Genomic DNA, 21,906 nt, shown 5'->3' on the forward strand with positions numbered 1-21,906 from the left:
CTTTACCTATGATTTGGACGATACAGAGCTACGTATTTTCATATTCACTAGGTGCGACATGTTGCCAGCAGACGATACCACAGAAAAACAATGTTCGAGTAATCCCAAACTATTTAATTCATGCAATTCATCAGAACATAATTCTGCTAAGCGCTCACGGCTTATCGTGAACAGATCGGCTATGTTATAGGTACCTTTCTCTGCCATATCGACCTTTATTTCAATAGGCTCTATCAGTTTAAATTTATCTAAAATGGCAAAGAAAGATTCTGTACTTTGATTACCCACATGGATCTTACGCATGGCTTGAAGTATCTCCTTAAAATATGGAGTATAACCGCCATGAGCTTGAAATATTGACTCTCCAACATCTGGATTTATGCGTGCGTTATCAAGGTCAACCATTACTATAGGCTCAGCCTCTGTCTGGAGCGCATTTTCATTATGTGTGAGTTGCAGTGCAAATGGCCCTCGCATAAACGTAGCGGGGATAGAGCGTGCAGCCCAATTCCCATTCTCTAGAAAAAGGTTTTCATTTTTATCAAATCCTAAAATACAGATAGCGTAATAACCTGAAGTTTCCTTACGACGGAAAAAAATCGGATATTCTCTGTGTAGGACTTCAAATTCGGTAGGAAAAACGAGTGCATGATTGGTGTTACCCCCAAATACCTCATCGTATTGAGTACATACTTTCAGGTTTTGGTGAGCCACACAATCTAGTGCTATATAATTCGACATTTAACACCTATTTACTTTTTATTACATCAAATAAGATACTTAAATAATATTTATTGCACTCAAAAACATGATATGCATCGTTTTAATAAAATAGTCAAACCGCTAATAATAGCGGTTTGACTGATCATTTATTAAAACTTGTATCTTACGCCTAAGTAATAACGCGCTGCATTTTCGCGAATAAAGTGTAAATCTGTTTTCGAACGCGAAAACGATCTCGATCTTTCTTCATTTAAATTAATTGCATCAAAAGATACTGCTAATTGATCATTAAACGAATAACTAAGGTTGAAATCTAACTGACCATAATCTTCAACAAAGACAGGATTGTTAAATCCGCTGCCATCATTGGCTGAAGCAAGGAATTCATCTCTCCAGTTGTAGGCTAAGCGACTTGACCAACCATTCTTTTCGTAAATCAAGGTAACGTTTGCAGTATCACTCAAGCCTTGTAATGCAAATTGAGATACATTAGGAGCACCAGAGATATCGTATCCAACATCTCCGTTAACTACAGTATAACTACCCACAATGCCAAATCCTGATTCACCAAAAAAGTGCTGAGCTTGAAGCTCTAGCCCGTTAATTTCAGCTGAATTATTGTTGATAGGTTGATTCAAAGCAAAGTTGAATAAGGGATCATCACTGTTTGGTACTATCTCAAAGCTACCTTCGAGACGATCATATTCTGCATCCTCTATATTCCCATCAGCATCTTGATTAGCCATAAACAACGCCATTGCTTCGGCCATACTTTCTGATTGGTCAACGTATACAGCTGCAGCAAATAGATTAATTTCGTTTGCTAGCACCCCTAAGTTGTCAAGTATTTCCAGTGCCATACCTGAACGAGTACCTGGTGCGCCAGACGAAGCATCACGTAAACCAAACAAGTTACCATTAACCGTTTCACGACCAACAAAGTTACTTACACGCTTAGAAAACAAGCCTGCTGAAACATAACTAGTTTCATCGAAGTACCATTCTACAGACACATCATAGTTATCTGATTCTAATGGTTTTAACCCTGGATTACCTTTACTGCCCGTTACCACGTTTCCTAAAGCCGTAGGACCTGAAGGGGAATTTGCATTGTCGCTAGCGTATAAATTGTTATATGTCGCTCTTGCAAGTGTTTTACTGTATGACGCTCGTACTTTAACTTCATCAGTTAGGTTAATCGCAAGATCAATGTTTGGTAACAAGTTACTGTAAGATGAATCTGAAGAAAATCCAGAACTCGATGCAGCCGCAGACTTAGCAAAATCATTATCGCCTTGCCAAATAATGGCAGATGTTGGAGATGATTCAGTTGTTGCAGTAACATCGGTTTGTTCATATCTAAGCCCCACGTTCAAATATGCGTCTAAGCCGCCAATTTGAAATTCATTTGTAAGCTGAACAAAAATAGATGTAACATCTTCTTCAATAACATCATAAGCGCTACTTGTAACGCGAAGAGGTCTAGAAGATGCACTTGAGTATCCGGCTTCATAAGCTGGCGAAAGTGCAGCAAAAATATCCGCAGCATTTCCTCGAACAGCATATACTTCATTGTTAGTTGCTCCACCAACAGAAGTCGTGCCACCACCTATTGTGTGATCATTAAATTTACAAGATAGGCAAAAAGTTTCAAGCGAACCAGGAGCTAAATTTTCTACGTCTCCAGGGTATTCAGACCCCCAATTTCCTAAAATTTGTTGGTAATCAGTTCTATCGGCAACATTCTTCTGGGTTCGATAATTAGCACCAACCGTTAAGTTTGCTCCATCCTCTAACACCCAATCAGCACGAAAATCGTATTGATCAATTTCGTTAATTTGTGTGACCTTACGTAAACTAGCAACTTGACTTGCAACTATTTCAGGACGAATAACTGTCGCTCCTGATATTGTTTCAACTGTACGCACGGGAATTGCACCACTATAATCAACCGATTGAAATGCTGAATCTGTTGGTGAGTTACCGTATTTATGATCTAAACCAACATTAATTTCTGTATACCCCATTGGAGAGTCAGGCGTTACTTCAGCCTTCGAAGAGTGACCATCGAACGTTAACGTAACTGAATCATTTAAATAGTATTCAGCGTTGAAACCAAAAGAACTTAACTCATCTTTTGTTGCACGCATAACCTGAGGCATTCCGCCGCCTTTATTGATTGCTCTTTCTTTTATGAAAATAGTAGTTGGCACCGGACTATCGTCAAATACCACCTCAGTGAAGGGACGATTGAACCAATTATAAAATTCTACTTTTTCTTCCACTCCTTTATTCACAGCAAAAGTGTAATCTGCTGTCATTGACAAATTTTCGCTCGGTGCAAACTGTAACACTAACTGACCATTACTACGCTCGCGTTCAAATTCTGAAAATTGGTAGCGACTATCTCTTGGTAAAGTCACATATTGGTCTAAAGAAGCAGGTGCATTAGTAATAATAGTATCTTCGGTAGTTAGCCCTAAAAACTCAGAATATGGGATCACATTCCACGATGACGATGTAGCTCCAGCTGCAGCACTATCTCGATTTGATATCCCACCAAAAAAACCGATACCAAACGTATTATCTTCATTTGCCCAACTAAAAGAACCACCAATTTCAGGAGTAATACTGCTTCCTCCATCTACCGATGTATCATGTATTGCTTTAGCACTTATTGAGCCTTGCAGACCCGCAGTTCCCAGTGGACGTCGTGTCACAACATTAACAGTTGCCCCAATACCACCTGAAGAAATATCTGCACGGCCGGTTTTAAATACTTCTAGTATCTGCACCCCATCAGAGGATAAATTTGAAAAATCAAACGCTCGTCCTGAAGCACCTGAAGCACTGCCACTACTACCTGCACCGACTATTGGCACATTCGCGGTGGGCATGGTACGACCATTCAGTGTTACCTGATTAAAGTCAGCACCAAAACCACGTACTGTAACCTGTGATCCTTCTCCGTTTACTCGGTCGATCGATACACCAGGAATACGTTGTAATGATTCAGCTAAATTCGTAGAGGGGAATTTACCAATATCTTCCGAAGAAATAGCGTCAACTACTCCTTCTGAATCTCTTTTAAGATTCATCGAGTTAAACAAACTACCGCGAATCCCAGTAACGGCAATGACTTCAGTTCCGTCATTGGGTGGAGACTCTTGTGCAATGGTCGGCATGATGACTGATGACGTCAACAACAGCGATATACTCTTTGTCAGCACTGACTTTTTAAACTTATTGTGTGTGTTCATATTTTAAGCCTTTTGCTCTTCTTCCTGTTAATTAGATTATGTGTGACGGTAGACGAAAGAGCCTGCACACCACAGTGTATACATTATCATTCATCTATGTATACATTAATCACAAATAGTTAACATGTCAACGCCAAAAATTAACACCCAACTTACAATCGATAAAAAATTACCACCCTTTTAAATAATTCCGTACTATATGTCCCCGACATTAAGAAATGTGGAGTTCATAAACTCATAGTAAAACAAGCTATATTAAGTTTTTAATAAGGATCAGATGAGTTAAAATATATTCAAATATTCTTTAGTGAAAATAGCCAATAAATGGATGACGAAAATTGAAAGCAAGGATAATCCCCCTAATATTTTCACCCAGAAAAACACCTATCTATTTAAAACGATCATCTGCAACTAGTAAAAGAAGACATGTATGAATATACCAATGAAAACCAGTGCATTATCCCTTTCTGAAAAGGCCTATCAGACTATCCGTGCTTTGATTTTGGAAAATGAGTTCAGAGCAGGCGATCAAATACTAGAGAAAGTATTGGTAGAAAAACTCAACATTAGTCGAACACCCATTCGTGAAGCGTGTGTACAGCTTGAAAAAGAAGGTTTGATAGAAATCAGACCTAGACGAGGTATATTTATTAAGCCTATATCCGCTGCTGACATGAACGAAATTTATGACATCATGACCGCATTAGAGGCTCAGGCCGCTAAGATACTAGCTGAAAAGGTCGCAAAAAAGACTATTACAGAACAAGAGCTTAAGCAGCTTGAACTGCCTACATTGCGGATGGAAAAGGCATTACAACAAGACAATTTGAAAGAGTGGGCCGAAGCTGATGAAGAGTTTCATCTGTGTTTATTAGAATTATGCGGAAATGTTCGCTTGAAGCAGGCGGTTCTTCAGTTCTGGGGGCAAGCCCATAGAGTTCGCTACTTTACACTTGAACTACGTAATAAACCCACAGATTCGACAGCTGATCATAAAGCAGTTGTAGAGGCTATTCGAGCTGGGAATGCAAAAAAAGCAGCGGAAATACATAGCTTACATCGTCAGAAAGGTAAGCAAAACTTACTCAATATCATCGAAAAGTATAGGTTTGATAATCTATAGAGCCGAAATGCTGTATAATCATATTTTAAATACTCTCACCATCGTTAATTTCGAATCCGAGATCGATGCACTCATCGATAACTTGCACACCATCAATACGAGACAGCAGTTGCTCTGCAGCGACTTTACCAATATTAAACCTCGGCGTAATGACACTTGCCAGCTTGGGAGAATATAGCTGCCCCATCTCATGCCCATGCATGCCAGAAACCGCAAGTTCATCAGGGATCAGAATCCCCTTTTTCTTACAGCTCAATAACACTCCCATGGCCACATCGTCATTGGTACAAATTGCCGCATCTACTTTAGGACGTACCCTAAGAATGCTATCCAGTATTTCTGATCCTAAACGAATCGACGATACATCCGGAGAACGAAATATCAAAGACTTAAGTGCATGCTCTGCAATGGCTGCTTCATAACCTCTTTGCCGCAATATATCCCGTACATCCCCTTTCGCGCCAATATAAGCGATATTCTTGTATCCTTTTTGAATAAGCTTTTCCGTCATTTTTTGTGACGCTTGCATATTATTGAACCCAACAGCCTGTTGGATCGGGGGAGTACAGGTATCCATTATTTCTGTCACCGGAACACCAGATGAACTGATCATCCGTAATGTATTTGCAGTATGTACATTCTCAGACAAGATAAGGCCGTCCACATGATATCCAAGTAAGGAGCCTATACGTTTTTCTTCGAGTTCTTTTGAATAGCTGTAATGAGCAATCATAATTTGATAACCCGCGGGCTCAGTAACCGACTCAATACCACGCAATACTTCATCAAAAACATGATTAGATATTGATGGAAAAAGTACACCAATTGCGTGGCTCTTCCCCTTCGATAAGATATTTGGGGCTCGATTAGGAATGTAGCCTAATTTGTTTATCGCTGACTCAATCTGAATACGGGAAGAAACTTTGACCAAATTGGGATTCTTCATATAGCGACTGACGGTCATTTTTGTCATGCCAACTACGTCTGCAATGTCTTGTAATGTCGTTCTTTTTGCTTTGTTTTTACTCATCTATCTCAATCACAAATATTTTTAGCATTATTTACTCACAATAATCTATTAAATAAGCACTGTCAGGAAAAGTCTCTTATGAAAATAAACTATTGAACATAGTTTATGTTACTGGTAACTTATTAATGTATACATTAATATCACTAAATTGAGACTACCCGCTCAACTTAGTTATTGAAGTGACTCAATATAAAGTAAAAGGTGAGTCAGGCTTTCAAAACCATGTTGGCTGTTAAGTCATGTATATGATGACTTAAATACAATAAATCTAACCCGTTTCTTTAAGGAATTTTAAAATGAAAAGGCTTTACTTACTTACCCTCTTTACAGTGTCTGTTTTATTCTCACTATTGAGCCACGCCGCTAACGATGTCCCCCAGTTCGATAAAACTAAAGACTTACTATTGCTAAATTTTGACCTCAAAACTGACGTGGATGATATACATACCATCGCCGCTCTGGATCTTATTATAAAAGCTAAAGCTTTTGAAAATATTAACTATTTTGCTGTTAGTGGCACCTATGGTGTGCAAGGTGGTTTATATGTGCCAGCAGATTCGCTATTTGATTTAGTGTTTAAAAACAATTGGACCGATGCCCATATGCAACGTAAACAGGCACTTGCTGCCACCGCACAACGCATTACGCAAACTATCGCATCAGGTGGACGTGTGTGGGTTGCAGAAGCCGGTCAAAGTGATTTTACTCAAGAACTACTTCACAACTTGGCGCAAATGAATAAACCGCTAACGAAAGACCAAATTATTGTAGTTCAACACAGTACATGGAATGAAAATGAAACCAGTAAGGATGCCCTAGCCTTTGTTAAAGCCCACACTACTTATGTCAAAGTACCTGATGGCAATGTCGCAGCAAATGGCTCCCCGGGCTTTAATAACACTTCTTTTTCAGTGAAAAAACTTGAAGCGGACAATTTACCATCATCACAGGTATGGAAAATAGCTAACGCAATTAGTACCCAATATAACGGTGTAAATGAGCGATACCAGAATGATAGTATTCACTATGGCGGCGCTGATTTTTCAGATTTAGTAGAAGTAATCTGGATTTTAGGTATTACAGAGGTCGACACCGTTGAGCAATTTTTTGCTAAATTCAACAGGTAGCCGTAGACAATGTTGACTCTTTTCAATCCAAAACGACTCATTGTAGGTTTGCTGTATGCATGCAGTGTGATGGCTTTTGCGGCACAACAAACCTGGGACCAAGTAGAAACTAATGGCACATTTTCAGTGCGCCATGAAGCTGGATTTGTACAATTAAACAACAAGGGGTATTTAATTGGTGGGCGAGGTATTAAGTCAGTTGATGAGCTTGAACCTAGTAACCTAAATTGGCGAAACCTATCACCTTCACCTCTTGAACTACATCATTTTCAACCTGTTGTGTGGCAAGACCAAATCCTTATTGCCGGCGCGCTGACGGGTCAATACCCTGATGAAAAGCCAGTAGCACACATTTACTTTTTTTCACCCCATAAAAATGCTTGGCAACAGGGCACGGCCATTCCCAAAGAGAGACTAAGGGGTAGTGCTATTGCAGTGGTAAACCAAGACATACTTTATTTGATTGGTGGAATTACAAATGGTCACCTCGACGGTAACGTAAGCTGGGTTGACAGCCTAGATTTACGCACCCAAAAGTGGTCTATCTTACCCAACGCCCCCCATTCTCGCGATCACGCTCAAGGGGTATTGATAGACAATAAAATCTATGTGATTGGTGGGCGGCGAACGTTGGGTGCGCAAAATAAAGTATTTGAATTAGTTGAAGAAAAGGTCGATGTATTCGATATAGCTAGTCAAACATGGTCGACCCTCCCTCAGGCGCTACCAATACCTAGAGCAGGTCTTTCAGTGTACGCTGAGCATAACAGCTTCATCGCGGTAGGCGGAGAAAGTGCCAACCCAAATAAAGCCCATGAAGAAGTTCACCGTTACGATATATTGCAAGGTCAGTGGTCATCTGCCCCATCTTTGATACAAGGAAGACATGGTAGTGGTGTCATAAAGATGAACGGCTACCTTTGGATAGCATCAGGCTCGGGTATGCAAGGCGGCTCTCCTGAACTCGATTCAGTTGAACGGATATTGGCCGACGATATGTTTAAATAACACTAAGTGATAGGTAGAAGCTCATAAACTAAGACCCGTTTATGAGCTCTTCGTAGCAACTACTAAAAAGTCAGCTTTATCGCGCCTAGCAAAACACTATCTGCCTAATAAGCTGATTAAACCTACAAGCAATAATTGTCTTCAAGATAAAATGCCACACTGCTCCCCATCTTATCTGCAATGTTAGATAGGGGAACAGAGTCAGATAGTAAATGCATTATGGAAAGGCATTTAATCTTTACGTTAGTTACTCATAGTGAGATGACGCCTTGAAATGTTACCGGGAACATTTTAGATTGGTTAACAAATTAGTAACGTAAAGCGTTTGTATCTCCATCACCTATTGGCTGAACAAAACGAAACATAAATAGAGAGACTGCTCTGGTGCAAATGATTAGCAACCCAATTATTAAAGGCTTCAATCCCGACCCCGTCATCTGCCGTCAAGGTGACAACTACTACTTAGCCACTTCCACATTCGAATGGTTTCCTGGGGTTCGCATTTATCACAGTAAGAACTTGCAAGATTGGCAATTGGTTGCATATCCACTCGATCGGGTAAGCCAACTAGATATGCGAGGTATCCCTAACTCTGGCGGAGTTTGGGCTCCCTGCTTAACTCATCATGATGGTCTTTTTTGGTTAGTGTATTCAAACGTAAAAAGTGTAGAAAGCCCATGGAAATGCGGTGATAACTTTTTGGTAACCGCGTCTAACATAGAGGGACCATGGAGCGAGCCTATTCAGCTACCATTTGCAGGGTTTGACCCCTCGTTGTTTCATGATGCATCAGGCAAAAAATATATTACCTATCGAGAATGGGGTCCTCGTCATCATAGCAACCCTCACAATCACATTGTATTACAAGAGTATTTTCATGATACGCGTAGCCTGTCTGAAAAAAGCAGCATTATATTCACCGGTACTGAGCGAAAACTAACAGAGGCGCCACACATTTATCAGGTAGGAGGCTACTACTATCTATTCGTCGCAGAGGGCGGTACAGCTTACGATCATGCAGTTACTGTACTGCGAAGTCGTGAACTAACAGGACCTTTTGAGTTACATCCCGACGAGACGATTTTAACCAGTGCTCACATGCCCGAACATGCATTGCAAAAAGCCGGGCACGGGGCAATGTTGCAAACCCATAATAGCCAATGGTACATGGTGTTTTTAGTAGGCCGTCCGTTAAATACTAATACTCAATCCGCGCCAGAACAAACAAAGGGCTATTGTCCCTTAGGTCGTGAAACCGCAATTGATCAAATTGAGTGGCGAGATAATTGGCCCTATGTAGTCGGTGGCCAACATGCAAAATCAGCGATAACCGCTCCTGACTTTTCAAGCTCAAACGATGCTCCTGATGAAATCTTTATTGATCGGTTTGACTCAGAGAAGTTAGATGCAGAATGGCAGACACTGCGCGTGCCATTTAGTGAAGAGTTAGGCGAGATATGCTCTGACAATAAGTGCTTAAGACTATTTGGTCGTGATCCTCTTATCTCACAATTTACCCAAGCGACCGTTGGCCACAGATGGAAACATTTTCAGTTTGACGCCTTAACCACTTTGTCGTTCAAACCTGTCAATCCACAACAAAATGCGGGGCTCGTTTGTTACTACAATACCCAAAATTGGATTTATTGTTTCATCGATTTTGATAGTGCTCTTGGCTCGCGCAGCCTAAAAATAATCCAACTTGATAACAACGATGCCAAATATTTTCTATACGACTGCCCCATAGCACTACCCGCATGGCAAGAGTCGGTAGCACTCAAAGTAAGCGTTAGAGCGCAAACACTATCCTTTAGCTACGCCTTAGAAAAAGACAACTGGAGTCCTATCGATTTGACTTTCGAGACGTGGAAATTATCCGATGATTATGTCAAAGGCAAAGGCTTTTTCACCGGGGCATTCGTCTGTTTACATTGCAGTGATTTAAGCAACAGAGGTATTCATGCCGATTTCCAACAGTTTGAATATCGCCCCATTCCCTCTAGTAACAATTTAACGAAAGATGTAGACCATGACCGCACATAAAAAAACGCGTTTTCGCTCTCAAGATTGGTTCGACAACAAAGAACACATTGACCTCACTGCTTTATATTTAGAGCGCTTTATGAATTATGGCATTACACCAGAAGAGCTACGCTCCGGTAAACCTATTATAGGTATTGCCCAATCAGGCAGTGATCTTGCGCCTTGTAATCGTATACATATAGAGCTTGCTGCCCGGGTAAAAGACGGTATTCAAGCAGCCGGTGGCATACCCATCGAATTTCCAAGTCATCCGATTTTTGAAAACTGCCGCCGCCCTACCGCCGCTTTAGACAGAAATCTGGCCTATCTAGGCTTGGTCGAAATATTGTACGGCTATCCCATTGACGGCGTCGTATTTACCACCGGCTGCGACAAAACCACACCTTCAAGCCTTATGGCGGCGTCTACTGTTGATATACCATCCATCGTTTTGTCTGGAGGTCCAATGTTAGATGGTTGGCATAATAATGAACTAGTCGGTTCTGGGACCGTGATCTGGCGTTCAAGAAAGCGACTCGCAGCGGGTGAAATAGACGAAGAAGAATTTCTCAATTTAGCCATGAGTTCAGCGCCTTCAGCGGGACACTGCAATACGATGGGCACGGCCTTAACAATGAATTCGGTAGCAGAAGCACTGGGCATGTCTCTAACCGGATGTGCTGCGATTCCTGCTCCTTATCGAGAGCGAGGTCAAATCGCCTATCGTACCGGTGAGCGTATTGTGAAAATGGTCTACGAAGACTTAGTGCCATCACGTATTCTCACACGCGCGGCTTTTATCAACGCAATGAAACTTATTGCCGCTATAGGTGGTTCTACCAATGCACAGCCTCATCTTATGGCGATGGCAAAACATGCGGGCGTCGAAATAAGCGCCCAAGATTGGAATGAACTAGCCAGACCCATTCCACTGTTAGTCAATGTACAACCTAGTGGGGAATTTTTAGGCGAACGCTTTCATCGTGCTGGCGGTGTGCCAGCCGTATTATGGGAGCTACTAGAAGCCGGTGAATTAGACGGAGATGTGCTGACCGTATCTGGTCATTTATTGAAAGACAATATACAAGGTAAACAAACCAGCGATAGAGCGGTTATAAAACCCTTCAACGCCCCCATGTTAGACAATGCTGGGTTCGCGGTACTCTCGGGAAATTTCTTCGATTTCGCGATAATGAAAACCAGTGTTATATCTCCTGATTTCAAACAGCGTTTTCTATCGCAACCCGGTAGTGAGGGCGTGTTTAACGCTAGGGCTGTGGTGTTTGAAAATGCTGAGGACTACCATAAAAACATCAATAATCCTGCCTTAAACATTGACGCATCTTGCATACTTGTATTGCGCGGTGCAGGCCCCGTAGGCTGGCCTGGCTCTGCTGAGGTAGTCAACATGCAACCCCCAAACTACCTTATAGAGAAAGGGATCACGAGTTTACCCACACTGGGGGACGGCAGGCAGTCGGGAACCTCTGACAGCCCCTCGATCTTGCACGTTTCCCCTGAAAGCTCCACCGGTGGAGGACTCGCCTATATCGAAAGCGGCGATATGCTGCGCATCGATTTGATTAACGGAAAATGTGATGTGGCTTTAAGCCAGGAAGAAATGGCAAAGCGTAAACAAAATAAGACTCTCTCGACACCGGTATCTGACACGCCCTGGCAAGAAATCTATCGCAGCACGGTTAGCGATCTGTCTCAAGGCGGGGTTATCGAATTGGCAACAAAGTACCATAAAATTTCACACAAACTACCTCGTCACAACCATTAGTGTGACTTACATTATTTAATAGGTTTACTTAAATGAACATAGAAAAATATCTACCCGAAGACGGGTTTGCAGGCACATTGATTGCGAGGGCATGGCTACCAACTTCGTCTAACAATGCTGTTGCTGGTCCAGCGCCGGTTTGGTTATCACAATCGGGCGTTTATGACTTGTCAAATTTAGCCCCCACCTGTTCCGCATTAATAGAAAAAAGCATAACTAAAGCTGACTTAGAAGATATGGCTTTGCCCTATCTGGGTAGTGTTGAAGCACTCTTTAACAACTCACTAGACAAACCATTAGATAAAAGCTACCTGCACTTGCTATCACCTTTTGATTTACAAGCGATTAAAGCATGCGGTGTGACATTTGTGGGCTCCATGCTTGAACGCGTAATAGAAGAAAAAGCCGGAGGCGATCCACATGTAGCAAAAACAATACGCGATAAAATCACTCATACTCTAGGTACGTCGGTTGATAATTTAGTACCTGGTTCAGTAGCCGCAGAAGAGTTAAAACGAGTACTGATAAAAGAAAATATGTGGTCACAATACCTTGAGGTTGGCATTGGCCCTTATGCTGAGGTTTTCACTAAAGCACAACCGCTTTCTTCCGTTGGTTTTGGCGCAGAAATAGGTATTCACCCCATATCAACTTGGAATAATCCGGAGCCGGAAATTGTTTTAGCGATAAACAGCCGAGGAAAAATAGTCGGTGCCACCCTAGGGAATGATGTTAACCTGCGCGATATTGAAGGTCGTAGCGCTTTGTTATTAGGTAAAGCAAAGGACAACAATGCTTCCTGCGCAATTGGCCCCATCATTAGATTATTTGATAACACTTTTACCCTCACCCAGCTTAAATCCGCTCAGGTAAAACTTAGTGTTAGTGGAATACAAGATGACTATCAACTTAATGCGACTAATGACATGACAAAAATCAGTCGCGACATTGAAGATTTAGTTTCTCAAACGATTTCTGATTGCCATCAATATCCCGATGGATTGGCCTTGTTCACAGGCACGTTGTTTACTCCTACACAAGACAGAGACGAAAAAGACAAAGGTTTCACCCATAAGCCCGGCGACATCGTTAGCATTTCAGCACAAAAGCTCGGCTCTTTGGTCAACACGGTGCACTTTTCAAATGAAATTCCGCCTTGGGAATTTGGTATCAGTGTCTTAATGAATAACCTCGCACAACGCAACTTAATATAGGAGTCGAACTATGACCCAAGTCAATCAACAGTCTTACATAGCCGGTGAATGGGTTTCCCCAACTGGGCCAGCTTTTTGCGCACAAAACCCTGTTACTTCAGAGCTTTTAAGCCCATTTTACAACTGTCAAACACAGGAAGTAACTACAGCAACTCATGCCGCATGGTCGGCGTTTTTGCAATTCTCACGTATAAGCCCTATAAAACGCAGTGAATTTTTAAGCACCATTGCTGAAGAAATCCAAGCTTTAGGCGACGATTTACTTACCTTTTGCAACGAAGAATGTGGCCTAGGTATACCAAGATTAACCGGTGAGCGAACTCGTACTCTCAACCAAATTAACGCATTTGCTAAAATCGTAAAAGACAGCAGTTGGGTTCAAGCTAGCATTGATACGGCTGAGCCACAAAGGCAACCACTACCCAAACCAGACCTGCGTAAGATGCTAAAGCCCATAGGACCTATTGCGGTGTTTGGTGCATCTAATTTCCCTTTTGCATTTGGCGCACTTGGTGGTGATACCATATCAGCATTAGCGGCTGGTAACACCGTGGTATTAAAAGGGCACCCCACTCATCCAACAACAAACGCCCTTTTAGCCCGTGCAATTGACAAGGCCATCACTAAATGTGGCATGCCCAATGGTGTATTTTCCTTGCTGCAAGGCAACGAGATTTCGCTGTCTGAGCAATTAGTCACAGATCCTTTGATCCAAGGCGTTGGTTTTACCGGCTCTTTGCAAGGTGGCCGTGCCATCATGAACGCGGCGGCTAAACGGGATACGCCTATTCCCGTGTTTGCAGAAATGGGTAGCACTAACCCAATGTTTTTCACCCACAAGGTGCTGCAACAAGACGCAAATAACTTAGCAACTAAACTTGCCGCGTCAGTATGCATGGGCACAGGCCAATTCTGCACATCACCAGGAATCATTGTAATTGAAAAGCACCCCGACTTTATTGAGGCTTTCACTCAAGGACTTAATAGTCAACCCAAAACTCCGATGTTGAATAAAAACATCGGCACTGCCTTTGTTGCAGGAGTAAAAGATTTCATCGCTTACAATGATGTTCAATGGCTCAATAAAAAAGATAACGCCTTGCTCGAGCCTCTAATGCCCGCAAGTATATTGCTTAGTACATCCGCTACCGCATTCTTAAATAATGAGGCTATGCAAAACGAAATATTTGGCCCCGCAACTTTGCTTGTCGAATGTGACAATGAACAGCAAATGTTAGCAGTGGCCAATGTACTAAAAGGAAACCTTACCTCTTCAATCCATGCCACCGAACAAGACCAAGGGCTTATTGCGGAGCTACTGCCGGTATTAGAGCAAAAAGCCGGCAGAATTATATTTAATGGTTTTCCTACTGGCGTTGAAGTTTGTGGTTCACAGCATCATGGTGGTCCCTATCCCGCTTCGTCAAATGGGGCATCAACCAGTGTCGGCATTGACGCAATTCATCGATTTGCTAAATTTGTTGCCTACCAAGATACGCCTGCTTACTTGTTACCCCCAGAATTAGCAGACGAAAATCCGCGCAAAATAGTCCGTCGAATTAACGGTTGTTTTACCGCTTCGCCAGTGAAGCAATCTTAGTTTGCGATCATTATGTCTAACCCCCTGCTGAACTATCAGTGGGTTAGACAGCTTATTTATAACCAGCGGAGTGTCAGCAAGTGGAATACTTGATAGCCCAGCAGTAACTGGGACCCTGTTTTCCCTAAGGACATAGTCACATGGATAGACCAAGAATAGATTTTCAATAATATAACTGGCCACGCCAACCAACTAAACGAGCGGTACAGATACGTGCCAATAATAATTATTCACGTAAAGGAAAAGGTGACATGGGATCCAAAGTTAAACTAACAACAAAAGAAAAGTTAGCTTACGGACTTGGAGATACAGGTAGCAATATCGTTTTTCAAGTAGTAATCATTTATATGATGTTTTTTTACACCGATGTTTTTGGTATATCTGCCGCTGCTGCTGGCACATTGATGTTGGTAGTTAGAGTATTTGACGCTATTACCGATCCGTTAATGGGTGCGTTAGCTGACAGAACCAAATCTCGTTGGGGACGTTATCGCCCTTATCTTTTATGGATGGCTATTCCCTATGGAATTCTAGCAGTGTTAGCCTTCACAACACCGGATACGAATGAGTCAAATAAGTTAATTTATGCTTATATTACTTACGCATTAATGATGACAGCTTACACCGCTATTAACATTCCATATTCGGCACTTGGAGGGATCTTAACGCGAGACACACAAGAGCGAGCATCAGTTCAAGCTTGGCGTTTTGCAATGGCTAAAGTAGGCGGCGTTATCGTTGCGGCTTTAACATTACCAATGGTTTCTTATTTTGGTGAAGGTAATAAACAGCTAGGGTTCTCGCTAGCCATGGTTGTACTTTCAATTATTGCAATTTTATGTTTTATAGCATGCTTTTCCTATACAAAAGAGCGTGTAATAGAAGTCACCAAAAAAGTAACCATTAAAAGTGATATATTCGCCGTTTTACGTAATGACCAATGGTGGGTTATGGCTACAGTGACATTTTCCTTATTAGTAACCGTGGCCATGCGTGGTGGTGTTATGCCGTATTATGTTACTTATTATCTTGGCCAAGAATCGCTCGTATCAACCTTTGTAACAACCAGTATGATTGGTGGTATATGTGGTGCCATGTTTACTAGTTGGGTAACCAAAAAAATATGTAAAGTTAAGCTCATGAAATTTGCATGTTTGGGCGTTGCGGCAACAAATTTCATTCTACTCAATGTGCCGACGGATATGATATACGTTGCGTTTATGATTAATTTTATGACTCAGTTTTTTCATATGATTTTTATCCCTATATTGTTTTCTACTATCCCTGATACTGTCGATTATGGTAGAGAGAAAAAGGGCAATGGGCCGATGGCAATGAGTATATCTGGACATTTATTAAGCTTGAAATTTGGTATTGCAATTGGCGGTGCGTTAACTGGTTGGTTATTAAGTTCTTATGGTTACCAAGCTAATATTATACAAACTGAGGCAGCCAAGAATGGTATTGTGACTATTTTTGCAGCAAGTCCTGCCATAGGTGCTTTAGTTGCTCTTGGTTTGTTGCATTTTTACAAATTAAATCGTGCATGGTTTTCAAATAAAGAAGGTAGAAATTTATGAGCAAAATAATCATGTGGATTGAAGATCGATTTATGGATGCACAATCTCATAATACATTGATGAAGTATGCTGGCAAGAGAGAAGTATTAGTGACTACCGACATAGAAAAAATACACAAGCATATTAATGAAATAGAGATTGTACTTGGTGATTTCCCCCGTGAATATTTGTCGCTATTACCTAATTTAAAATGGTTTCAACAATTTGGTACCGGTGTAGAATGGCTACAAAACCAGCCTGATTTAGTGCATAGACCTTTTTTGCTGACCAATTGTTCTGATGGCCATTTTGATGTAGTTGCAGACCATCTAATGGCCTTGTTGTTGGGGGTATTACGCGGCATTCCAACCGCTGTGAGAAATCAACAAAAGGCTTCTTGGCAGCAGATTAGTTTGGCTGAGTGTGACTCTTTATTCCAAATTCGAGGTAAAACGGTACTACTTGTTGGGCTTGGCTCGGTTGGAATAGCCATCGCGACGCGCCTAAAAGCATTTGGTGCCTATGTTATTGGCATAAGACGAGATCCAAGCAAAACCAACGTCAATGTGGATGAAGTTTACCCCTTAGCTGATTTAAACCAGGTAGCCCTAAAAGCCAACATTGTAGTTTCATGCCTACCCAGAACGACACAAACTAATCACCTATTTGACAGCCGTTTTTTTGCCTGTATGAAAAAACCTGCTTTCTTTTTTAATATTGGAAGAGGTAATGCAGTAAATGAAGATGAACTCGCAAACGCGCTAACAACAGGTGTGCTTTTTGGGGCAGGCATAGACGTGTGTACCCAAGAGCCACTAAGCAAAGACTCGCCTTTATGGACTCTTGACAACTTATTGATCACACCTCACCTAGGAGGGACATACGATCAGGTGATTGAGGCTTGGCGGGACGTAGCATTGGAAAACTTGCAACGTTATACCACTGAACAGCCGCTGAGAAACCAAGTTACAAAGATCTCTGGTTATTAATATATTCTGAAGCTTAGTTAACCAATTATCTAAACTTTTTTAGCTATAGTGTACTCAGTATCTGAGTCAAAATTCCAATGTGCTGGAGCCACCCCTGTCACAGCTCCGTATAAAACAGCGACGGCTTCCCCCAACAAACACCCAAGATACAGAGTGCGGCGATCCAAACCACCAAATGCTAAGGAGCTAATATTCTTAAAAACCTTACTTTGTGCAGTACTCAGATGGCTACTGTTCATTGCCCCCTGAATGAAGGCGTCTTCAACCCAGTTGACATGACGTTCTTCTACATCTTGCATCATAAGATCCACTTGAGACGTTTTTGGATCGACCCTTAGAATACTATTGCTGACAATACTGGTTATCCATAGAAAGCCACTTTCATCCATCGTCAGCCCATCGGGGAAAATTCCCTTTTGGTACTGGGCAACGATACGTCGATTACCAAGATTATTATTTTCATCTATATCAAAGGCGAGCGTTTGACGAGCAAAGGTCGCATTTGCATAAAGGGTTTTACCATCTGGCGTGACGCAGACCTCATTTGTATAACCAATGTTATCAGCCACAATTCGCGGCCCATAGCCATCCACCAACACGATGAAACCGTCAGCCACATCACGCCTATAACCTTTTGCTCTCGGTGACTGACGTGTGCTAACAGTTATCCAAAGACGTTCTTGATGATCAAGTAAAATAAAATTGGTAGGGGGCAGGGCTTGCCCCTCAACTTCGGTTAAAAAGGGTTCTATCTTGTTATCACGATAGACACGATAAATGCCACCGCTATCATCTCCAAGGTGAGCCACCAAAAAACTACCATCTGCTAACATGCAAATGCCATTGGGTTTGAGTTTGCCGAGCCCCTCTACGTCTTCTCCCCCAATAAATTGCACCTGTCCAGTCGATGAGATTTTGGTGACACCGCCACGAAAATCAGATACATATAAATTCCCAGCTTTGGTTGCTAGCACACATTCAGGTCGCACCAGCCCCGAACCGATAAACTGCGCGTCATTTATCGACATAGTGCTCATGGTGTTACCTCAATACTCGCCTGCAGCGGCAAATCAATGCAGCTACGCTGCTCATGAGACTGATAAATAGCCTGTTCAACTAAAATATTGTGTAAGTATTCGAATCCTTGATTTTCCAATGGCGTGTCTTGGAGGTAGTGCTGCACAATATGCTTTATCGTTTGGTAAACACAGTCCCCACCAAAATTTGCGTCTTGCCACATGTAAGGTAATTCGTTACTTATTTTCTCGTTTATTTTTCGCAGCCATATTCGCCCTTCCCCATCAATGTTTAAGGTCCCCTGTGTTCCTTCGACTTGGCACTCTCCCATTGTACGACGAGTATTAGAACTGCTATGATCTAATAACCGATTACCATCTAAGACAGCTTGCAAGTTGTGGGCGAATTGAAAAATAACTATACCCGCGTCTTCCCCTTTTATCACAGGATTACAACGACGAAGTTGGGCATAAACAGAGTGAGGTTCACCAAAAAAATAGCGGAAAACGTCCACTATGTGTATACCCGTTTCGTGGATCAAAAACTTAGGCATTTCTTGAAAATAAGCCTGTCGTGCTAAGTAGGCATCTTTCCCCTGACCATCGCCCGGTCGAAGATTAAATTGCACATTTAATATCTGTCCTAAAATTCCACTATCAATCACCTCTTTGGCTTTACGGATCCAAGGCATAAAACGAAAATTCTCGTGAATAACTAGTTTAATCCCCGCGTCTTTTGCTATTGTCACCATTTGCTTAGCCTGCTCGAAGTTTTCACCAAATGGCTTTTGACAACATACATCTATCCCCAACTTGGCAGCTACAGTCACAGCCTCAAGATGGGTTACGGGGGGGGTAATAATATCCAAAAAATCTGGTTTCAGTTCGCGCAGCATCACTTCTAAGTTCTGATAGTAATGCTCAATTTTGTAAGTCTGAGCGAAATGCTTGGCTTTCTCTAGGTCTCGGTTACATAGCCCCACAAGTTTGACCTTATCCAGCCGATTCCATGCTTCATAATGAAATTGACTAAAATACCCTGTGCCTGAACAGGCTACTCGCAATACGTTATTCATCTTTTACAACACCTTGAGTTTGTATGTCGCCTACTGACGAGCGGTACGTCTAAAAAAGCGGTTCATAAATGCATTGCCACCACGTCGAATCAAAGGGATCTGAATTATGCAAAAAGACACAATGATAAGCAGTAAAATTACGGCAACGGGTCGCTCAAATAAAGGCCAAAAGGATCCCTCAGATAACATCAAAGCGCGCCTAAGGCTCTCATCTGCCATGCTACCCAGCACCAACCCGATCACTAGAGGAGCTAAGGGAAACTTCATTTCACTTAAAAAGTAGGCACAAATACCCACCGGCAGCATTATGTAAAGATTAAAAATATTAATACCTAAGGAATAGGCGCCCAGCACACAAAGCGCACCTACCACAGGAATAAATAAGGGGGGGGGCACCTGCAATAGCTTTAGTACTTGTTTTGCTAGTAACATACCATTGGCCCACATCGCCAAAGACGCCAGTACAAGGATGGCCGTTACCTCTAATAGAAAATTGGGATGATCAATCTCAATGGTTGGCCCTGGGGTAATGCCATGCAATAGTAAAGCCCCCAATAACATGGCTGCTGGCGGGCTACCAGGTATGCCCAAGGTTAGCAGAGGGATCAATGCCCCACCTACACAGGCGTTATTAGCGGTCTCAGATGAAACGATGGCTGCTTCGGACCCATGGCCAAATTTCTTTTGCTCTTCAGGAGTTGATGTTTTTTTAGCCGCACTATAACTCACCCACCCTGCAATATCTTCTCCAATGCCAGGCACTGAACCAATACCAACACCGACACCAGCTGAGCGAAATATATGCTTAATATTACGCTTGATGGCAGCAAGCTCGGGTAACACTCTGGATAATTTCGAGGGCTTACCCAATGTATCTCTATCACTCAAGACACGGATAACTTGAGGTATACCAAATACGCCAATCAATACAGGTACTATTTCAAGTCCACTGTCGAGCTGACTTTGCTCGAAGGTATAACGCGGAAAGTACTGCAGTGAATCACGCCCTATGGTGGATAATAACAACCCCAAGAAACCTGTTATCCAGCCTTTTATAACAAGATCTTGACTAGTAATAGAGCCACTAATAATAATACCGAACAAAGCCAATAAGAAAAATTCCCAAGATGTGAACTGCAGGGCGACAGTAGCAATAGCGGGAGATAAAACCACTAAGAAGACCAGCCCAATAAGTGTACCAATCAGCGATGCGGTAGTGGTTAAACCTAATGCTTTTGCCCCTTCGCCGCGTTTAGCCATAGGGTATCCGTCTAGCGCTGTAGCAGCAGCAGCGGGGGTGCCTGGAATATTTAATAGAATAGCTGGGTAAGACCCTCCGTAAACCGCTCCCACGTACATGCCCAACAACGAAATAAGAGCGGTATCTGTGTTGAGACTATAGGTCAGCGTTGTCAGCAATGCGATACCTAAGGTGGCCGTTAATCCAGGCATCGCACCAAACAAAATCCCGATAAAACTAGAAGCAAAAAGTATGAGTAAATTACTGGGCTGTGAGACTAAGTTAAAAAGAATACTAAAGAACTGTAAAAACTGGTCAATCATAGCTGTCAAATCCCTAGAACATCGTAAACGAGATAATTCAGAAAACTCGAAACACTGCCATATTCAACAGGCATTGGTACATAGAGTAAAAAACTAAAAACACAGATTAGTATCAGGGGAATCAATAAGCTGTATATCCACACTCTCAGCACCTTAGCTGGCTCAGGCTTTAAACGAATCACACTGGCGAATAGCTGCAAACCTAAGGCCGCAGCACAACATAAGTCGTTAATCAAAATATGCTGCTCATCAACAATACTACTAACTAAAAACCAACTAAAAACATCGCTATGTATACTGCGAACACTAAGCAGGACGATAGCTAGCGGGATGTGCACATATAATACACCACGCCACAATCCAGTAAGCTTCAGGTAAAACCTCAGCATGAGCGATAACAGGAACAGACAGGTTACTAAGTAGAAATCCGCCGAGGGAATGTAGACGTAAATATACACACACAAAAGCGTGATGACGTACCATTTATCTTGAGTTTTACTATCCATGCTAGCTGCATTGACACTTTGCACGGTTAGTGAACTGAAATAATCACACTCCTTCCACACCTTGATGATCATTATCCCGCTCAATAGGATCAATATACTCAGCACCGATAGTGGAAATAAGGCGGGAGACACATACCACTGATTTTCTACACCACCGTACGAGCCTGTCATCGGAAAGGATAAAGTATGCACAAAAAATACAACACAAATGATAAAAACCACTAACCCTACTTTAAAATTTGCACGAGCTAATGTACGACTCTTCTCGTCCATTTCCGTGCTAATCTGAATTTCCTGCTTCATA

Annotated in this window: 16 protein-coding genes; 9 read left to right on the plus strand and 7 right to left on the minus strand. The window is 42.0% G+C overall.

The genetic code is table 11. The annotated features are described in order from the left end of the window. Nucleotides 1–6: 6 nt before the first annotated feature. Nucleotides 7–741, minus strand: coding sequence for a SapC family protein (locus tag Q4567_RS16810; RefSeq protein WP_303501178.1), 735 nt, complete (start codon nt 739–741; stop codon nt 7–9). 131 nt (nt 742–872) lie between these two features. Beyond that, a complete protein-coding gene (locus tag Q4567_RS16815; RefSeq protein WP_216050171.1) occupies nt 873–3,983 on the minus strand; it encodes a TonB-dependent receptor in 3,111 nt (1,036 codons plus the stop codon). 430 nt (nt 3,984–4,413) lie between these two features. Here Q4567_RS16815 and Q4567_RS16820 point away from each other — a divergent pair, with 430 nt between their 5' ends. Continuing rightward, entirely contained in the window at nt 4,414–5,106 is a 693-nt protein-coding gene (locus Q4567_RS16820) for a GntR family transcriptional regulator (protein ID WP_303501180.1), read from the plus strand. Nucleotides 5,107–5,131: 25 nt separating this feature from the next. On the opposite strand, the gene Q4567_RS16825 is transcribed toward Q4567_RS16820, so the two are convergent. Further along, a complete protein-coding gene (locus Q4567_RS16825; protein ID WP_303501181.1) occupies nt 5,132–6,136 on the minus strand; it encodes a substrate-binding domain-containing protein in 1,005 nt (334 codons plus the stop codon). A 296-nt stretch (nt 6,137–6,432) separates the two neighbouring features. Here Q4567_RS16825 and Q4567_RS16830 point away from each other — a divergent pair, with 296 nt between their 5' ends. The 8 genes from Q4567_RS16830 (at nt 6,433) to Q4567_RS16865 (ending at nt 17,441) form a co-directional block, all read left to right on the plus strand. Further along, a complete protein-coding gene (locus tag Q4567_RS16830; protein WP_216050168.1) occupies nt 6,433–7,263 on the plus strand; it encodes a hypothetical protein in 831 nt (276 codons plus the stop codon). Nucleotides 7,264–7,272: 9 nt separating this feature from the next. Further along, nucleotides 7,273–8,271 (plus strand): kelch motif-containing protein, encoded by a 999-nt coding sequence (locus Q4567_RS16835; RefSeq protein WP_303501182.1) that lies wholly within the window; start codon nt 7,273–7,275, stop codon nt 8,269–8,271. Nucleotides 8,272–8,661: 390 nt separating this feature from the next. Then, on the plus strand, nt 8,662–10,314 hold the full coding sequence (locus Q4567_RS16840) for a glycoside hydrolase family 43 protein (RefSeq protein WP_303501200.1): 1,653 nt from the start codon (nt 8,662–8,664) through the stop codon (nt 10,312–10,314). Further along, entirely contained in the window at nt 10,301–12,079 is a 1,779-nt protein-coding gene (locus tag Q4567_RS16845; RefSeq protein WP_303501183.1) for an IlvD/Edd family dehydratase, read from the plus strand. Before Q4567_RS16840 ends, Q4567_RS16845 begins: the two co-directional genes overlap by 14 nt. A gap of 32 nt (nt 12,080–12,111) precedes the next feature. Next, complete coding sequence (locus Q4567_RS16850; protein ID WP_216050165.1) at nt 12,112–13,293, plus strand: fumarylacetoacetate hydrolase family protein; 1,182 nt, start codon at nt 12,112–12,114, stop codon at nt 13,291–13,293. 10 nt (nt 13,294–13,303) lie between these two features. Next, nucleotides 13,304–14,893: an aldehyde dehydrogenase (NADP(+)) gene (locus Q4567_RS16855; protein WP_303501184.1), complete on the plus strand. Its 1,590-nt coding sequence runs from the start codon at nt 13,304–13,306 to the stop codon at nt 14,891–14,893. A gap of 251 nt (nt 14,894–15,144) precedes the next feature. Continuing rightward, a complete protein-coding gene (locus Q4567_RS16860; protein WP_303501185.1) occupies nt 15,145–16,473 on the plus strand; it encodes an MFS transporter in 1,329 nt (442 codons plus the stop codon). Next, entirely contained in the window at nt 16,470–17,441 is a 972-nt protein-coding gene (locus Q4567_RS16865; RefSeq protein ID WP_216050162.1) for a D-2-hydroxyacid dehydrogenase, read from the plus strand. The genes Q4567_RS16860 and Q4567_RS16865 overlap by 4 nt, the downstream gene beginning before the upstream one ends. 29 nt (nt 17,442–17,470) lie before the next feature. Here the strand turns inward: Q4567_RS16865 and Q4567_RS16870 are convergent, their stop codons facing one another. Genes Q4567_RS16870 through Q4567_RS16885 form a run of 4 tightly spaced genes read right to left on the minus strand, consistent with a single transcriptional unit; the run spans nt 17,471 to nt 21,905 of the window. Continuing rightward, nucleotides 17,471–18,478, minus strand: coding sequence for an SMP-30/gluconolactonase/LRE family protein (locus Q4567_RS16870; protein ID WP_216050161.1), 1,008 nt, complete (start codon nt 18,476–18,478; stop codon nt 17,471–17,473). After that, on the minus strand, nt 18,475–19,533 hold the full coding sequence (locus Q4567_RS16875) for a Gfo/Idh/MocA family protein (RefSeq protein WP_303501186.1): 1,059 nt from the start codon (nt 19,531–19,533) through the stop codon (nt 18,475–18,477). The genes Q4567_RS16870 and Q4567_RS16875 overlap by 4 nt, the downstream gene beginning before the upstream one ends. 30 nt (nt 19,534–19,563) lie before the next feature. Continuing rightward, nucleotides 19,564–21,096 (minus strand): tripartite tricarboxylate transporter permease, encoded by a 1,533-nt coding sequence (locus tag Q4567_RS16880; protein WP_216050159.1) that lies wholly within the window; start codon nt 21,094–21,096, stop codon nt 19,564–19,566. Nucleotides 21,097–21,101: 5 nt separating this feature from the next. Beyond that, entirely contained in the window at nt 21,102–21,905 is an 804-nt protein-coding gene (locus Q4567_RS16885) for a hypothetical protein (RefSeq protein ID WP_216050158.1), read from the minus strand. Between the last annotated feature and the right edge of the window lies 1 nt (nt 21,906).

The sequence above is a fragment of the Aliiglaciecola sp. 2_MG-2023 genome (assembly GCF_030548145.1).
In the GTDB taxonomy this organism is placed as follows: Bacteria; Pseudomonadota; Gammaproteobacteria; order Enterobacterales; family Alteromonadaceae; genus Aliiglaciecola; species Aliiglaciecola lipolytica_A.

Bases quoted from the DNA above. Each gene is read 5' to 3' on its own strand.
- Q4567_RS16810 (WP_303501178.1), bottom strand. From the start codon at position 741: ATGTCGAATTATATAGCACTAGATTGTGTGGCTCACCAAAACCTGAAA.
- Q4567_RS16815 (WP_216050171.1), bottom strand. From the start codon at position 3,983: ATGAACACACACAATAAGTTTAAAAAGTCAGTGCTGACAAAGAGTATA.
- Q4567_RS16820 (WP_303501180.1), top strand. From the start codon at position 4,414: ATGAATATACCAATGAAAACCAGTGCATTATCCCTTTCTGAAAAGGCC.
- Q4567_RS16825 (WP_303501181.1), bottom strand. From the start codon at position 6,136: ATGAGTAAAAACAAAGCAAAAAGAACGACATTACAAGACATTGCAGAC.
- Q4567_RS16830 (WP_216050168.1), top strand. From the start codon at position 6,433: ATGAAAAGGCTTTACTTACTTACCCTCTTTACAGTGTCTGTTTTATTC.
- Q4567_RS16835 (WP_303501182.1), top strand. From the start codon at position 7,273: ATGTTGACTCTTTTCAATCCAAAACGACTCATTGTAGGTTTGCTGTAT.
- Q4567_RS16840 (WP_303501200.1), top strand. From the start codon at position 8,662: ATGATTAGCAACCCAATTATTAAAGGCTTCAATCCCGACCCCGTCATC.
- Q4567_RS16845 (WP_303501183.1), top strand. From the start codon at position 10,301: ATGACCGCACATAAAAAAACGCGTTTTCGCTCTCAAGATTGGTTCGAC.
- Q4567_RS16850 (WP_216050165.1), top strand. From the start codon at position 12,112: ATGAACATAGAAAAATATCTACCCGAAGACGGGTTTGCAGGCACATTG.
- Q4567_RS16855 (WP_303501184.1), top strand. From the start codon at position 13,304: ATGACCCAAGTCAATCAACAGTCTTACATAGCCGGTGAATGGGTTTCC.
- Q4567_RS16860 (WP_303501185.1), top strand. From the start codon at position 15,145: ATGGGATCCAAAGTTAAACTAACAACAAAAGAAAAGTTAGCTTACGGA.
- Q4567_RS16865 (WP_216050162.1), top strand. From the start codon at position 16,470: ATGAGCAAAATAATCATGTGGATTGAAGATCGATTTATGGATGCACAA.
- Q4567_RS16870 (WP_216050161.1), bottom strand. From the start codon at position 18,478: ATGAGCACTATGTCGATAAATGACGCGCAGTTTATCGGTTCGGGGCTG.
- Q4567_RS16875 (WP_303501186.1), bottom strand. From the start codon at position 19,533: ATGAATAACGTATTGCGAGTAGCCTGTTCAGGCACAGGGTATTTTAGT.
- Q4567_RS16880 (WP_216050159.1), bottom strand. From the start codon at position 21,096: ATGATTGACCAGTTTTTACAGTTCTTTAGTATTCTTTTTAACTTAGTC.
- Q4567_RS16885 (WP_216050158.1), bottom strand. From the start codon at position 21,905: ATGAAGCAGGAAATTCAGATTAGCACGGAAATGGACGAGAAGAGTCGT.